13 protein-coding genes are annotated in these 15452 nt (G+C 40.7%); 6 read left to right on the top strand and 7 right to left on the bottom strand.

Translation table 11 applies throughout. The features are described from left to right. Nucleotides 1-13 precede the first annotated feature (13 nt). The gene (gene htpX, locus PSPO_RS07420; RefSeq protein ID WP_010560065.1) at nucleotides 14-874 is read left to right on the top strand and encodes a protease HtpX; all 861 of its coding nucleotides are present in this window, start codon (nucleotides 14-16) and stop codon (nucleotides 872-874) included. A gap of 32 nt (nucleotides 875-906) precedes the next feature. On the opposite strand, the gene PSPO_RS07415 is transcribed toward htpX, so the two are convergent. After that, nucleotides 907-1110, bottom strand: a complete 204-nt coding sequence (locus PSPO_RS07415; protein WP_010560066.1) for a hypothetical protein — start codon at nucleotides 1108-1110, stop codon at nucleotides 907-909. A gap of 210 nt (nucleotides 1111-1320) precedes the next feature. Here PSPO_RS07415 and purE point away from each other — a divergent pair, with 210 nt between their 5' ends. Together purE and PSPO_RS07405 are read left to right on the top strand one after the other, a co-directional pair. Further along, on the top strand, nucleotides 1321-1803 hold the full coding sequence (gene purE / locus PSPO_RS07410; RefSeq protein ID WP_010560067.1) for a 5-(carboxyamino)imidazole ribonucleotide mutase: 483 nt from the start codon (nucleotides 1321-1323) through the stop codon (nucleotides 1801-1803). 1 nt (nucleotide 1804) lies between these two features. Next, nucleotides 1805-2950: a 5-(carboxyamino)imidazole ribonucleotide synthase gene (locus tag PSPO_RS07405; protein WP_010560068.1), complete on the top strand. Its 1146-nt coding sequence runs from the start codon at nucleotides 1805-1807 to the stop codon at nucleotides 2948-2950. 105 nt (nucleotides 2951-3055) lie between these two features. Here PSPO_RS07405 and PSPO_RS07400 read toward each other — a convergent pair whose 3' ends face one another. After that, complete coding sequence (locus tag PSPO_RS07400; protein ID WP_010560069.1) at nucleotides 3056-3349, bottom strand: hypothetical protein; 294 nt, start codon at nucleotides 3347-3349, stop codon at nucleotides 3056-3058. 307 nt (nucleotides 3350-3656) lie between these two features. On the opposite strand from PSPO_RS07400, the gene PSPO_RS07390 reads away from it, so the two are divergent. Next, nucleotides 3657-6134, top strand: a complete 2478-nt coding sequence (locus tag PSPO_RS07390) for a S9 family peptidase (protein WP_010560071.1) — start codon at nucleotides 3657-3659, stop codon at nucleotides 6132-6134. 26 nt (nucleotides 6135-6160) lie between these two features. Here the strand turns inward: PSPO_RS07390 and rrtA are convergent, their stop codons facing one another. After that, a complete protein-coding gene (gene rrtA, locus PSPO_RS07385; protein ID WP_010560072.1) occupies nucleotides 6161-6751 on the bottom strand; it encodes a rhombosortase in 591 nt (196 codons plus the stop codon). Between the two features lie 66 nt (nucleotides 6752-6817). On the opposite strand from rrtA, the gene ggt reads away from it, so the two are divergent. Both ggt and PSPO_RS07375 read left to right on the top strand, forming a co-directional pair. Further along, nucleotides 6818-8557, top strand: a complete 1740-nt coding sequence (ggt, locus tag PSPO_RS07380; protein ID WP_010560073.1) for a gamma-glutamyltransferase — start codon at nucleotides 6818-6820, stop codon at nucleotides 8555-8557. 185 nt (nucleotides 8558-8742) lie between these two features. After that, entirely contained in the window at nucleotides 8743-10437 is a 1695-nt protein-coding gene (locus PSPO_RS07375) for an NAD-dependent malic enzyme (RefSeq protein ID WP_010560074.1), read from the top strand. Nucleotides 10438-10487: 50 nt separating this feature from the next. Here PSPO_RS07375 and PSPO_RS07370 read toward each other — a convergent pair whose 3' ends face one another. The 4 genes from PSPO_RS07370 to nrdB form a co-directional block, all read right to left on the bottom strand. Next, entirely contained in the window at nucleotides 10488-11201 is a 714-nt protein-coding gene (locus PSPO_RS07370) for a hypothetical protein (RefSeq protein ID WP_010560075.1), read from the bottom strand. Between the two features lie 233 nt (nucleotides 11202-11434). Further along, nucleotides 11435-13882 carry a TonB-dependent receptor gene (locus tag PSPO_RS07365; RefSeq protein WP_010560076.1) on the bottom strand — a complete coding sequence of 816 codons (2448 nt, stop codon included), beginning with the start codon at nucleotides 13880-13882 and terminating at the stop codon, nucleotides 11435-11437. Nucleotides 13883-14037: 155 nt separating this feature from the next. Further along, on the bottom strand, nucleotides 14038-14301 hold the full coding sequence (gene yfaE / locus PSPO_RS07360; RefSeq protein WP_010560077.1) for a class I ribonucleotide reductase maintenance protein YfaE: 264 nt from the start codon (nucleotides 14299-14301) through the stop codon (nucleotides 14038-14040). After that, nucleotides 14301-15431 (bottom strand): class Ia ribonucleoside-diphosphate reductase subunit beta, encoded by a 1131-nt coding sequence (gene nrdB / locus PSPO_RS07355; RefSeq protein ID WP_010560078.1) that lies wholly within the window; start codon nucleotides 15429-15431, stop codon nucleotides 14301-14303. The genes yfaE and nrdB overlap by 1 nt, the downstream gene beginning before the upstream one ends. Between the last annotated feature and the right edge of the window lie 21 nt (nucleotides 15432-15452).

The following is a 15452-nucleotide window of genomic DNA, read 5'->3' as shown; positions in this document are numbered from 1 at the left end:
TTTTGAGGTAACAATGAAAAGAGTTGTATTGTTTTTAATTACTAACCTAGCGGTGATGCTGGTGTTAGGTATTGTGCTGTCGGTTATTATGTCAGTACTAGGCATAGAACACCGAAGCTTAGGTGGCATTTTATTAATTGCCACGTTGTTTGGTTTTGGTGGCTCGTTTATTTCGCTGTTTATGTCGAAATGGATGGCGAAGAAATCAACCGGTGCCCATGTTATCGAGCAACCGCGTTCTGACGTAGAAAAGTGGTTAGTTGAGCGTGTTGCAGAGCAAGCTAAAAAAGCCAACATTGCAATGCCAGAGGTAGCTATTTACGACAGTCCTGAAATGAATGCGTTTGCAACAGGCCCAAGTAAAAATAATTCACTGGTTGCAGTAAGTACTGGTTTATTACACAACATGAGTCAAGACGAAGCAGAAGCCGTTCTCGCCCATGAAGTATCACATATTGCCAATGGCGACATGGTTACACTTACGCTTATTCAAGGCGTTGTAAACACATTTGTAATTGCCATCTCAAAGGTACTTGCAGGTATTGTCGATAACTTCTTAAATAGCGATGAAGAAGAGTCGGGTGGTTCTTGGACATACTTTATCTTTGATATGATCTTCCAAGTATTATTCGGTATTTTAGCAAGCTTTGTAGTGGCGTATTTTAGCCGTCAACGAGAGTTTGCTGCTGACAAAGGCGCTGCAGATCTTGTTGGTGCACACAAAATGCGTGCGGCACTTGAGCGCCTTAAAGTTAATCATCCGTCACAACTAGAAGGGTCGATGATGGCATTTGGTATTGCATCTGGTAAAGGTTTAATGGACTTAATGAGTTCACACCCACCACTTGATGCGCGTATTAATGCATTAAAATAAGTACTGATTTAATACCTACGAAAAAGGCGCCATTAGGCGCCTTTTTGTTGTTCTCGTTTTAGTTGATTGGGTAATAAGGTTTCAACAATTTCTTTTGCTGGAATGGTATATCGCGTTCCGTCAAACATTACCGAAGCATTTTCGTCAATGCCAGTAATGCCTGTGAGCGTCCAGCCTTCACCACGCTTTTCACAATACACAGTTGTCGTTGGTGGTATCACTTTAAATTCAGGCATTGGTTTTTCTAACTAGTGAAACAATTGGCTTAATTTACCTTACAGATTAGAGAATTCACAGTTTTTAATTGAGAAAATGAAGGGATTATTGGATAATTCGCAACTCGCAATCCCACATCGCGAAAACAATTTTTAACATTCACAATGCGCTTGGTAATAATCTAAAAGTGCAATTAATGTGAATTGAGTGCCTAACTATGAGGAGTGACTATGACTGTTGGCATTATTATGGGTTCAAAATCAGATTGGCCTACCATGCAACACGCTGCAGATATGCTAGATAAATTCGGTGTTGAATATGAAACAAAGGTTGTTTCTGCACACCGTACGCCACAGTTATTAGCCGATTATGCCAGCACAGCAGCTGAGCGCGGTATTAAAGTAATTATTGCAGGTGCAGGCGGTGCAGCACACTTACCTGGCATGGCAGCTGCGTTTACCAGCTTACCGGTACTGGGCGTTCCGGTTAAATCTAAAGCACTTAATGGTGTTGATTCACTTCTATCAATCTGCCAAATGCCAAAAGGTGTAGCGGTAGGTACGCTTGCGATTGGTGATCCGGGCGCTGCAAACGCTGGATTATTAGCGGCGCAAATTCTGGGTTGTCAGCAGCCTGAATTGCTAGCGAAAATCGACGAATTTAGAAAAAACCAAACTGATACTGTGTTAGCACATCCAAACCCAGCAGAATAATATGAATATTTTAGTTCTCGGCGCAGGCCAACTTGCCCGTATGATGAGTTTGGCAGGTGCGCCTCTTGATATAAATATCAAAGCCTATGATGTTGGTTCTGAGCAAGTTGTTCACCCGCTAACACTCGCCGTGTATGAGCAAGACTTAGTTACTGCTATTGCAGAATGTGATGCGATCACCGCAGAGTTTGAGCATATTCCTGATGATGTATTAGCGTTATGTTGTCAAAGTGGCAAATTTTACCCAGGTAAAGATGCCATTAAGGCTGGCGGCGACCGTAGCATCGAAAAAGCACTATTAGATCAAGCGAATGTACCTTGTGCACCGTATTTACTTATCACCGAGCGTGAACACTTAGACCGTGCCATTATCGATTTAGGATTGCCACTTGTGATCAAAACCTGTCAAGCAGGTTACGATGGTAAAGGGCAGTGGCGTATTAAACCAGATTCTAATGTAGATCAAATTTGGTCAGAAATGGCTGAGTTTATTGCAGCAGGTAGTATAGATTTCCCACACACCATTATTGCCGAAAAAATGATCCCGTTTAAGCGTGAAGTATCAGTGATTGGTGCACGTGATAAGCAGGGTAATACTGCGGTTTACCCTGTCACTGAAAACGAACACACTAATGGCGTGCTTACGTTATCAGTTGCTACTGATATTGATGAGCAAATTCAAAGCCAGGCGTTAGCGGCATTTAATAAACTATCAGCAGCGATGGATTATGTTGGTGTATTGGCAATTGAGTTCTTCGATGTTGATGGCCAACTAATGGTGAATGAAATTGCACCTCGCGTTCATAACTCAGGTCATTGGACACAGCAAGGTACGCTGTGTAGTCAGTTTGAAAACCACTTACGCGCTGTAGCTGGGTTGCCATTAGGTGATACCGCAATTATTGGGCCAAGTGCGATGATCAATGTGCTTGGTGAGCCGAGCATTCCTGCTGATGTGTTATCCGTTGCTGGAGTAACCAGTCATTGGTACGGCAAAGCAGTTCGCGCAGGTCGTAAAATGGGTCATATTAATGTCGTAGCGAGCAGCAATGTTGAGCTAGGTAAAAAGCTTGCAGTGCTTGCGAACTATTTACCAGAAGATGCTTATCCAGGCGTCGCAGCACGTGCCGTTGAACTGTCTAAATAAACTGTTTAGTTAACTATACAGCATGTGCATTAAAAAAACGGTTGTACGCGTTAGTGTGTATAACCGTTTTTTATGCGTTTAATTATACCTAAAAGATAAAACCATTTAATTTAATTCTGATTGAATATCTACTTCAACATAAAATGGCACTGCGTTGTTGGTAATGTATTTACCTTGCAATAACCGTTCGTGTCCTTCTAAGTATTGCTCATGGTGACTTTGTTTATTGTTTATCATGGTTTGCCAAAAACTTCCGATATCAAGCGAAATAATTGACTCGTTTCCATCACAATAAAAGTGTTGATAGCGTGACCAGTTTTCAAGTTCATCTTGTTTAAGCCATTTAGCTAAACTTGTTTTATCAGGTCCGCGATAAATACGTAATCTAAACTTGCTCATAACAGGCTATTCAAATTGGATATAGTTAAAGGGTAGTCAATGACTATCGGATTTGAGAAATTAAAATAAATTTTTTGAATAAATTTTGAACTAAATAATGAATCGCACGGTCTATTACTTTGAAACGAGAAATTACTTTTTCGTTTCGACCTAAATTGCTAGCGCAGAGTATTCGGCCAACACCTTGTTGGCCTTTTTTTGTTACAAATGTAATCGCTAAAATCACATAATTAAACGATAAGCGCAGTTTTATTATTGCCAATTGTTTGGTTAAATTAGTGTAATTTTAATTACAAAAAAACACACAATGTATAATAAATCTATTATTGCTCTTGCTGTAACTGCGTGTATTAGTTTGGCAGGTTGTAAAACGACTGAACAATCTACCATCGCAGGCGCTAACGAATTTTCACCAGTAGTTGAAACTACGACTCACCAAGGCCCAGAAACCATTACGTTAAAACAAGCAATGGCGCACCCAGATTGGTTAGGTCGTCAACCTGAGCGTGCATTTTGGTCGTTTGATTCTAAGTCGGTAAATTATGCACGCAAACAAGCGGGTAACGAATTACGCGATACCTACACTCGTATGTTGGGCAAGCAAGGCAATGGTGATTTAGTATCGCTGGATAAATTGCACACACTCGGTGCGAAACAATTAACCTTTAGTCAAGATAACAAGTGGGTAGCATATACCTTTAAAGGCAATATTTTTGCTGTTGAGCAAGCAACAGGTAAATTAAAGCAGCTGACCTTGAGTGATGATAATGCATCACAGCTTTTGTTTTTAACTAGCGGTGAACTTGCATATCGAGTTAACAATAATTTTTACAAAATTAATGTAGAAACGGGCCTGCGCTCACAAATAGCAGCACTTAAAGTTGCTGATAAACCAGAAGGCGTAAAAGAGCCAACAAGTTATATTGCTAAAGAGCAACATAAACTCATTGACTATGTAGCACTAACCCACAAGAACAAACAAGATAAACACGCCTACAACGAGTCATTAAAAACGCAAAACGAAAGCGTTATGAACGATACATATTACCTTGGTAAAGGTAATCGTATTGTCAGTGCAGTCGTATCACCAGCGGGCGACAAACTCATTACAGTTGTTACTAAAAGTTCACCGTGGCGTGATGATGGCGATATTATGCCAAACTACATTGGTCAAAACGGTGAAATTGTTGCTGAAAAAGTAAGACGTCGTGTTGCCGATACCAAGCCGTCTGGCTCAGAGTTGGTAATGATTGACCTCACTGAAAATACTCAAACAAGCCTACCATTCGATACATTACCAGGGTTTGATGAAGACGCATTAGCAAGTGTAAAAGCCGAAAACGCAAAAGCACAAGGTAAAACATACAAATCAGAAAAAGCACCTCGTCATATTAATTTAATGATGGACTGGGGTTGGTCACAAAATGCAATTCAGTGGAATAGCGATGGTTCACAAGTGGCTGTGATGCTTGAAGCGTTTGATAATAAAGACCGCTGGATTGCAACTGTAGACTTTGCAAGCAACAAACTGGTTTCGCAACATCGCTTACATGATAAAGCTTGGGTTAACTATACGTACAATAATTTTGGTTGGTTAAATCAACAACCCGATACGTTGTATTATTTGTCTGAGGAATCTGGTTACAGCCATATTTATACAAAAGCGCTTACGGGTAAAGCAAAGCAGCTAACAAGCGGTCAGTTTGTAGTATCAGAACTAACACAAGCTCGTAATAGCCAGTCAATTTTTTATAAAGCAAACAAAAAACACCCTGGCATTTACGAAATCTACAAGCTAGATCTAACAACGGGTGAAAGCGTTGCGCAAACCGATTTAAACGGCATGACCGATTACCAGCTTAGTCCGGATGAATCAAAACTATTGTTAACGCACTCAAAATTAGCATTACCGCCTGAACTGTACGTAACTATTGTTGATGGTGATACGGTAACGCGTTTAACCAATACTGTATCGGATAAGTTTATAAATACGCAACTTGTAGCGCCAAAAATTGTAGCCGTTCCGTCAAGCCATACTGAGCAGCCTATTTATGCAAAAGTGTATTATCCACGTGATTACAAAGAAGGTGAAACAGGTAAAGCACGCAAAGCGGTTATCTTTAATCACGGTGCAGGTTATCTACAAAATTCACATTTAGGTTGGTCAGGTTATTTCCGCGAATTTATGTTCCACTCATTCCTAGCAGAGCAGGGGTATGTGGTGATGGACATGGATTACCGTGCATCTAAAGGCTATGGTCGCGATTGGCGTACCGCAATTTACCGCCATATGGGTAAGCCTGAAATTGAAGATTTAGCCGATGGTGTAAAATGGATGACTGAAAACGCGAATGTTAACGACCAGCGCGTCGGTACATATGGTGGCTCTTACGGTGGTTTTATGACCTTTATGGCATTGTTAACTCGCCCAGAATTATTCCAAGCGGGTGCCGCACTTCGCCCTGTATCGGATTGGGCATATTACAATAATCCGTATACATCGAACATTTTGAACCACCCAGATGTAGATCCAATTGCCTATAAGCGCAGCTCACCGATTTATTTCGCTGAAGGGTTAGAAAAACCATTGTTAATTAATGCGCCAATGGTTGACGACAATGTATTTTTCCAAGACGTAGTGCGCTTAGTGCAGCGTTTTATCGAACTTGAAAAAGAAAACTACGAAACGGCAATATACCCGGTTGAGCCACATGGTTTTAAACAGCCTTCTTCGTGGTTAGATGAGTACCGTCGTATTTATAAGTTGTTTGAACAAAACTTATAATTTAAAAAGGCCGCATAGCGGCCTTTTTATTGGGTGATATTTTCACGAAGTGCGTGACGATTTAATTTCGCATAAACAAAAATACCGGATATTGCACCAATCAAGTGTGCTTCGGTTGCCACCCGTGCGTTAATTAGTTGTCCTAATTCCGCACTTGCGCCAGCATATTGCTCCCAAGCGATTTTTAACCAAACACCAATGAACAAAAGAAAACCCGTTTTCATACCTTTTTGGCAGTCAATTAACGCACCAACAATGATTAAACCATGTAAAACACCACTTAACCCATTATAAAGTGTATTTTCAGGATAAAAAATATAAAGCCCACCGCCAGTGTAGAGCGCAAGTAACAGAAGTGCCAATGCGTATTTTTTAATATCATAATATTCACCGTGTAACGCCCAGATGAGCGCAACGCCTGCTAGGTTTAACATTAAATGGTAGCTATTTGAGTGACTAAAATGAGCAGTAACAAGTCGCCAGTACTCACCATGAGAAAATAGGCTTCGGTTGTATTCAAATAATTCACTGAGCGGCGTTGCAAAAATAATTATCGCGGCAAAAATCAGAACAAGCGGGGCAGTGATATAACGTTTATCGGTTGGAAGATTTAACATTCGCTATCTGTGTTAATCAATATCAAATGTCTGTAAGATTATCACAAATAATAGATTTGCTTAATTATGAAAACATTAAAACAGACACTCTCACAAATACTTATCGCATCGAGCTTATTCTCATTCAATGTTGGCGCCACAATCGTTGGTGAACCAGAAGCAAATACCGGCTTTACTAAAAAACAACAAGTTGTTGCTGATAAGTTTATGGTTGCGGCTGCTAACCCCTATGCGGTAAAAGCAGGTCATGCAATTTTGGCTAAAGGTGGAAGCGCCGTTGATGCCGCAATTGCTGTGCAATTAGTACTAACATTAGTAGAACCTCAATCGTCTGGTATTGGCGGCGGGTTGTTTCTGATGCATTACGATAACGCTAATAGTCATTTAACTAGCTTTGATGGACGTGAAACTGCGCCAGCGAATGCGAGTGAATCTTTGTTTTTAGATGAAAATGGTAAACCAATTCGCTGGATTAATGCGGTTGTAGGTGGACGTTCAGTGGGAGTGCCTGGCGCGCTAGCTGCGCTAGAAAAAGCGCACAGTCGTTATGGTAAATTGCCATGGCATACATTATTTACTGACGCGATACAATTGGCGCAAGAAGGCTTTGTGGTATCACCGCGACTTGAAAAACTGGTCAGTCTGCAAATAAACCCTGGGGTTGCATTAATTGACGGCACCAAAGATTACTTTATGCCAAATGGCGCCGCGCTAAAGGCTGGCACAGTTAAAACTAATGTAAAGCTAGCGAACTTATATAAAGCGATTGCTAAAAACGGCATCGACGCGTTTTATCAAGGTGAAAATGCAAAGCAACTTGTTGAAACCGTAACAAATTCATCCATTGCGCCAGGCAAAATCAGCCTTCAAGATCTAGCCAATTATAAAAGTGTTGAGCGAAAGCCCGTATGTGCACCGTATAGAACATATAAAGTGTGCTCTATGGCGCCGCCGAGTTCCGGTGGCATTACGGTACTGCAAATTATGGCGTTACTTGAAAACACTAAAGCACCACTTAATACATCGTGGGAACTTGAATCAATTCATGCGTTTACTCAGGCATCACGTCTAGCGTTTGCGGATCGTGATCACTATATTGCTGATCCTGACTTTATCGACGTACCTGTCGCGCAAATGTTGGATAAAAATTATCTACAAGAGCGTAGTAAACTAATTGGTGAAAAAGACATGGGCACGGCGCAACCTGGCGAATTTTCACAAGATTGGTCTGTCGCGCAGATTAATTACGAGCAACCATCAACGTCTCATGTGTCAATTGTAGATAGCGCGGGTAATGCGGTTTCAATGACAACATCAATTGAAATGGGTTTTGGCTCAGCGTTAATGGTGAATGGTTACCTGCTTAATAACCAACTTACTGATTTTACCTTTAATCCTAAGATTGACGGTAAACCTGTGGCAAATCGTGTTGAGCCAAATAAGCGTCCGCGTTCTTCTATGTCGCCGGTTATGGTGTTTAATCATGACGGTAGTTTAAAAATGGTTATCGGTTCGCCGGGTGGTTCACGCATTATCAATTATGTAGTCAAAGCACTTGTTGGCGTACTTGATTTTGGTTTAACGCCACAACAGGCGATAGAGCTTGCCAACATTACTAACCGTAACCGCGTAACGACACTTGAAAAAGGCAGTGACGTAACACGTTACAAAGCAGCGCTTGAAGCACGCGGCCACAAAGTCGTTATTCGCGATTTAAATTCGGGTATTCACGCGGTAATGATTGAGGGTAATAAACTTATCGGTGCTGCGGATCCGCGCCGTGAGGGCATTGCACTCGGACAATAACCTGCGGCAAAGTAAATAGATTGATAGCAATACGTTAAACTTGGTTAATTTGAGGCAAGAATCATTGCTTTAACGTGTTGCTACTTAGATAATGTTTTCAATTATTCGTTATTTATCTTATAGTTTTGCATTTTTAAACTTTAGTCTAATAATTAAAGCTATTACAACACACCACCAAGAATACAATGACAGAACACACACATAAAAATTATTTGTACATCCCTTATGCTGGGCCGACGCTAATTGAAACACCACTATTAAATAAAGGCAGTGCTTTTAGCCAGCGCGAACGCGAACAGTTTAACTTAGCGGGTTTATTGCCGCCAATTTTTGAATCAATCGAAGAACAAGTTGAGCGTTGTTATCAGCAGTACAAAAGCTTCACCAATAACTTAAATAAGCACATTTACTTACGTGCCATTCACGACACTAACGAGACCTTGTTCTTCCGTTTAGTACGTGATCACTTAGAAGAAATGATGCCGATTATTTATACCCCAACGGTAGGTGAGGCGTGTGAGCGTTTTTCTGATATTTATCGTAAACACCGCGGTCTATTTATTTCGTATGAAGACCGCCATAGTATCGATGATATTTTACGTAACGCCACCAAAGGTAAAGTAAAAGTAATCGTAGTTACTGACGGTGAGCGTATTCTTGGTTTAGGTGACCAAGGTATTGGTGGTATGGGTATTCCTATTGGTAAATTATCACTTTATACCGCAGTAGGCGGCATTAGCCCAGCGTATACATTACCGGTAATGCTTGATGTGGGTACGAATAACCAAGCGCTACTGGATGATCCTATGTATATGGGGCGTCGTCATAAGCGTATTTCGCAAGAACAATACGACGAGTTTTTAGAGCTATTTATTAACGCAGTTAAACGCCGTTGGCCAAATGTTATGTTGCAGTTTGAAGACTTTGCACAACCAAACGCAATGCCGTTATTACAACGTTACCGTGACCGCATTTGTAGCTTTAACGATGATATTCAAGGCACAGCTTCGGTTACCGTAGGTTCATTATTGGCTGCGTGTCGTGTTAAAGGTGAAGCGCTATCTGCACAAAAAGTGGTATTTGTTGGCGCCGGTTCTGCGGGTTGTGGGATTGCCGAGCAAATTATTGCGCAAATGGTAAGTGAAGGTATTAGTGAAGCGCAGGCGCGTTCGCAAATCTTTATGGTTGACCGTTTTGGTTTATTAACCGAAGGTATGGGTGATTTACGTGACTTCCAACAAGTATTAACACAGAAAAAAGACGCCATTAGCGATTGGAATTACAGCGGCGATTATGCATCTTTGCTCGATGTAATGAACTGCGCAAAACCAAATATTTTAATTGGTGTATCGGGTCAACCGGGTCTATTTACTGAGCAGGTAATTAAGGCAATGCACCAAGGTAGTCAGCAGCCGATTATCTTCCCGTTAAGTAACCCAATCAAACAAGTTGAAGCGATGCCTGAAGACGTGATTGCGTGGACCAACGGTGAGGCAATAGTGGCAACGGGTAGCCCATTTGAACCAGTTACCTTTAATGGCAAAGAGCACATTATTCCACAATGTAACAATAGCTATATTTTCCCAGGCATTGGCCTAGGTGTAGTTGCAGTGGGTGCCAAGCGTATTACCGACGAAATGTTAATGGTGGCAAGTGAAACCCTTGCCGCAGAATCGCCAAGAGCAAATACAGGCGAAGGTAGCTTGTTGCCGCCGCTAACTAAAGTTGAATCGCTTTCTAAAAAGATTGCGTTTAACGTTGCGAAAAAAGCCATTGAACAAGGTGTGGCGCTTGAGATTTCAGATGAAAAATTAGCGAGCCTAATTGAAAAGAACTACTGGTTACCTGAATATCGTGATTACAAGCGCGTAAGCATTTAAGTTTATCGTGTGATAATAAAAAGCCCTGCAAATATGCAGGGCTTTTTAGTTTAAAAATGATACTTAACTAGTAAATTAACATTGTTTTCGTCAACACCACGTATACCAAATTTATCAAGCCAATAAACGTATTCGATACCTAGGTATAATTTTGAATCGATATTTAAATGCGGGGCAACATCATATTTTAGCTGCGACGTGAAATTCATCTGTGCGTCGCTGTTGTCTCTGCTTGTTGCATAATCAATAAAACCATCATAATAAAGCGGTCCGATTGGTAAACCCCATGTAACGGTTGTTTGGTAGTTATTATCACCATGCTCATTGTTACGGTAGTATAGGTTTACATTGAAAAAATCAAAGTAGGGCACATCAAACCCAGCACCTACGCCGTATAAGTAGTTTGTTAAGCTTGAACCAAAACCATCATGGGATGAAAACGTGCCGTACTCAATTGTAGTGGCAACGTAAAGTGCTTTAACGGGATTGTTTTCAAAGTCGGTGATTTTAAAGCGTGGCGAAAATTCGCCGTAGGTTTCTTTATCACCATTGTCAGACTCCAAACGGTCAACAAAAGTAAAGCTGTCTCCCCAGCTTGTAACCGCAAAGTGTTCTAGCGTTACGATTTGTTTTTTATTGTCGCCTACTTCATAGTTATTACCGTTTAAGTAACTCACACTAAAGTCAGAGAAATGTGTTTTTGCAGAAACCGTTGTTGAAAGACAAAGCGCTGCGAGTGATACAAGATGTGTTGTTATTTTCACAAAAGCCTCAGGTAGGGTTTTATTATAAATTTAATAGAATTTTAGCAGATTGTAGGAATGTTTCAGATAACTATCATTGATTTAGCGGCTAACAGGCTAAACAATAACCCTTTGTGATATGGCAACATGCCATTTGATGACGTTTATATTGATGATTTCTCGGTATGTTACTACAGGTAGACAATAAAAAAGGGCGTGTTAATACGCCCTTTTTGTTGGTATTTTCTCGGGTATTAGAAATAAACGCGTAGGCCTAACTGTACGTTACGACCTGGTAATGGTGCGATATCTTTAATAAACGAAGTATGGCTGAAAGCAAGTTCGTCTGTAATATTTTGCACTTTTGCAAATACAAACGAATCAGTGTTTAACACATCAAGATTATACTTCGCAGATACATCAAATAATGTGTAGCTGTCGGTGTGAGTTTCGTGTGCGCCTAACTTGTCTTGCTCAAAGTAATGCGTAGCAGCAAAGTTTACTTGCAATGCATGCCAGTCATATTCAGCTTCAAAACCTAATTTATTTTGCGGGAAACGCGGTAAATATTCCGATGAGTCTTTAACATCGTTGCGAATATGATCACCAATTAATTTTACTAGCAGTTGATTATTTACTTGATAGTGAACATCAAACTCAATACCGTACAAATCAACATCTGCATATTGATATTGGAAAACACGTGTTGCTTCATCTGCATCGTGACCATGCGATAAATACTCGTCCATAGAAAGCATTTCGTCATGGTGTGCATCAATTACCAACCCTGTATCTTGCTGGAAATAGAAGTTATCAATCTGATTATAAAAAGCGTTTATGGTATAGCCAAAATCGCCATTGAACTTACGTAGCGTTAGGTCGATATTATTTGATGTTTCGCTTTCAATGTTTTCAGGCTCAAAATGAATTTCACCGTCTTCAATTTCATAGCCTAGACCAAGATCATATGTGCTTGTTGCAATATGCAGACCATTTGATAGTAGCTCAGCTGCACTTGGCGCACGTTCTGAATGACCAAGAGAAAGCGCTACCGAATGACCTTCTTTGAAATTCCAGATAGAGCCTGCAGATAAACTTACGCTATCGAATTCACCAATGTATGCGTATTCTTCACCGTGATGATCTTCATCACCATGCGTTTCATGGTCGTGTTCGTCATGACCAAGGTGAATTTCTGGTGCATCGATTTCTGTATTTTCAAAACGACCACCCAACTCAACGCGAAAATCGCCAAACGTTTTTTCTTCCAATACGAAAAGTGCATGCTGTGTTGTATCGCTGTGTGGGGTAAATGCTTCTGCACCATCAGCACCGTAATCCGAATCATAGTAGTGGTAACCTACGACACCGTGCCAACCTAATAGGTTATGTTCAGCAGTTGCACGTAATTCTTTCGATTCGTTGGTAAATACAGTGCCTTCCATGCCTTCTTCGATTTCGGCGTGGCGGTAATCAGTATAACCAAGTTTCACATCAAAACGCTCAATCATAGAATCATGTAGGCTGTATGTAAAACGCGCTTGATAACGGTCTTGAGTTAATCGAGCGAATACATCGCCATGTTCTTCGTGCTCATCTTCATGCCCATGGTCTTCTTCTTCGTGTTCATGTCCATGATCATGGTCGTGGTGTGCATGAGAGTGGCCCGGAATACCGTAGTCTGATTCAATCTTGCCATAAGAAACCCCTACAACTAGGTGTTCGTTCACATAGCTTGTGCCTAAATTGAATGCAGTTGTGTCAATAAAACTGTTTTCAATTGAATCTAATACTTCTTCGTCATGCTCATCTGCGTGGTCTTCGCCTTCATGCTCTTCTTCGTGCTCTTCGTGATGCGCTTCAAACTTTGGCACTTCGGTGTCTTCAGTTTTACGTTTTAAACCATCGAGATGGAAATTAAAGCCATTATCACCACCATTTAGTACAAATGCTGCTGTATTGCCTTCGTTAACGGTATCGTGTTTATATTCAACAGCACCTTCTAACGACTCGTAGTTAGTTGTCGGAATACGGCCATCGACCACATTCACTACACCGCCAATTGCTCCTGAACCATACAGCAATGTTGCTGGTCCACGCAGTACTTCAATTTGTTCTGCGCTTAATGTTTCGTTGGTGTTTGCGTGATCAGGGCCAACGCGCGATGCATCACTACTTTCTAAACCATTTTGCATAACGCGTACACGTGGGCCATCTAAACCTCGAATAACAGGTGAAGACGCGACAGAACTAAAATATGTTTGGCTAACACCCGGTAGTCTATTTAGGGTTTCACCGAGTGTATTAGATGATTTATCTTTGAGCTCGTCTCCTGCAAGCACTGCTACAGGAGAGGCCATCTCAAGGTTACTTTTGTGAAGCGCTGAAGCATATACAGTGATTGCTTCAATTGATGATTTTTCTAGTACAAAATTGATTGTTTGCGCTTGGTTTTTAACGCTAATGCGTTTGTCTAGAAAACCATCTTTACTGAAATGTAGCTGGCTATCAGCATCCAGTTCAATTTGATATTGACCTTCACTGTTGGTTGTAACAGTTTTTTCTTTACCATGAACATGCACTGCAACACCAGTAATTGGCTTGCCTGAATTATCAGTTAATTGTCCTGAAATCTGTGCAGCGTGTGAGCTAAGAGGGAATACTACGCTTAGCACTGCCAAGCTAATGAGAGATTTTTTCATAACGAATACTTCAGTAAGATTAAAAAAATACGTGTTATGTGATACTGTAACATCATCGCACGTACAAATAAATAAATTGTTATATCATTACATATATTAATTGTTTCTAATTACGGAATTATTACGGCGAAATACAGAAAGAGGAGTAGGCAGCTTTAAAACTTTGGAATGTCTATTTCGATATCTTCAAGTGGCGTGGCGCAACACAATAAAATCTCACCTTTACGAACAAATGCCAATGGTTCCTGTTGGTAGTCGACCTTGCCACTGACTAGCTTACAGCGGCAGGCACCGCAAAACCCTTCACGGCAGTGAAATTGTGTTTGGATTTTATTTTTTTCTAAGAAGGTGAGTAGATTTGGCTGATCAGAGTCGAATTCAAGACTCTGATCAGTATTTACAACAGTAACTTTGCTCATCAAAGATCAAAGTCACCAAAGTCAGAAGCATTTACTTCTGAATCAATTTGACCGACAAGGTAAGAACTAATTTCAGCTTCTTGTGGTGCTACCTGTACGTTATCTGAAACTAACCACGCGTTGATCCAAGGAATTGGGTTTGAGCTGGTTTCAAATACAGTTGGTAAACCAACGGCTGCCATACGTACATTTGTAATGTATTCAACATACTGGCAAAGAATGTCTTTGTTTAAGCCAATCATTGAGCCGTCTTTGAATAAGTATTCTGCCCATTCTTTTTCTTGCTCTGCTGCCTTGGTGAACATTGCAATCGATTCTTCGCGGCATTGCGCTGCAACAATGGCCATTTCAGGGTCGTCATCACCTTCTTGCATAATGTTTAGAATGTGCTGTGTGCCCGATAAGTGAAGCGCTTCATCACGTGCGATAAGCTTGATGATTTTCGCATTACCTTCCATCAATTCACGTTCTGCAAACGCAAACGAGCAAGCAAAACTAACATAGAAGCGGATTGCTTCTAAAATGTTTACTGACATGATGCAAAGATACAGTTTCTTTTTAAGATCGAATAGATTGATCTTTACTTCTTCACCGTTAATTTGGTGTTTGCCTTCACCGTATTCGTTGTAAATCGTCGTTAAGCTGATTAGTTCATCATAGTAACGCGTCACTTCTTCTGCGCGCTCTGCAATTTTTTCATTGGTAACAATGTCGTCAAAAATCAGTTCTGGCTGTTTTGTTACATTGCGAATAATGTGGGTGTACGAACGGCTGTGAATTGTTTCACTGAACGCCCACGTTTCAATCCAAGTTTCAAGTTCTGGAATTGATACGATAGGGAGTAACGCAACATTTGGTGAACGACCTTGTACACTATCAAGTAGTGTTTGGTATTTTAAGTTACTCAAGAAAATGTGCTTTTCGTGCTCTGGTAAACCCTCGAAGTCGATGCGGTCTTTGCTTACGTCAACTTCTTCAGGACGCCAGAAGAACGAAAGTTGCTTTTCAATTAGCTTTTCAAAAATAGGATGCTTTTGTTGATCATAGCGCGAAACATTAACAGTTTGTCCAAAGAACATTGGTTCTTTTAGTTGGTCATTATGCTCGCGACTAAATGTTGAATACGACATATTATTATTAACTCTAGAGAA

Source organism: Pseudoalteromonas spongiae UST010723-006, assembly GCF_000238255.3.
Lineage (GTDB): Bacteria > Pseudomonadota > Gammaproteobacteria > Enterobacterales > Alteromonadaceae > Pseudoalteromonas > Pseudoalteromonas spongiae.
This window is presented reverse-complemented; position numbering and strand designations above follow the sequence as displayed.

Bases quoted from the DNA above. Each gene is read 5' to 3' on its own strand.
- htpX (WP_010560065.1), top strand. From the start codon at position 14: ATGAAAAGAGTTGTATTGTTTTTAATTACTAACCTAGCGGTGATGCTG.
- PSPO_RS07415 (WP_010560066.1), bottom strand. From the start codon at position 1,110: ATGCCTGAATTTAAAGTGATACCACCAACGACAACTGTGTATTGTGAA.
- purE (WP_010560067.1), top strand. From the start codon at position 1,321: ATGACTGTTGGCATTATTATGGGTTCAAAATCAGATTGGCCTACCATG.
- PSPO_RS07405 (WP_010560068.1), top strand. From the start codon at position 1,805: ATGAATATTTTAGTTCTCGGCGCAGGCCAACTTGCCCGTATGATGAGT.
- PSPO_RS07400 (WP_010560069.1), bottom strand. From the start codon at position 3,349: ATGAGCAAGTTTAGATTACGTATTTATCGCGGACCTGATAAAACAAGT.
- PSPO_RS07390 (WP_010560071.1), top strand. From the start codon at position 3,657: ATGTATAATAAATCTATTATTGCTCTTGCTGTAACTGCGTGTATTAGT.
- rrtA (WP_010560072.1), bottom strand. From the start codon at position 6,751: ATGTTAAATCTTCCAACCGATAAACGTTATATCACTGCCCCGCTTGTT.
- ggt (WP_010560073.1), top strand. From the start codon at position 6,818: ATGAAAACATTAAAACAGACACTCTCACAAATACTTATCGCATCGAGC.
- PSPO_RS07375 (WP_010560074.1), top strand. From the start codon at position 8,743: ATGACAGAACACACACATAAAAATTATTTGTACATCCCTTATGCTGGG.
- PSPO_RS07365 (WP_010560076.1), bottom strand. From the start codon at position 13,882: ATGAAAAAATCTCTCATTAGCTTGGCAGTGCTAAGCGTAGTATTCCCT.
- yfaE (WP_010560077.1), bottom strand. From the start codon at position 14,301: ATGAGCAAAGTTACTGTTGTAAATACTGATCAGAGTCTTGAATTCGAC.
- nrdB (WP_010560078.1), bottom strand. From the start codon at position 15,431: ATGTCGTATTCAACATTTAGTCGCGAGCATAATGACCAACTAAAAGAA.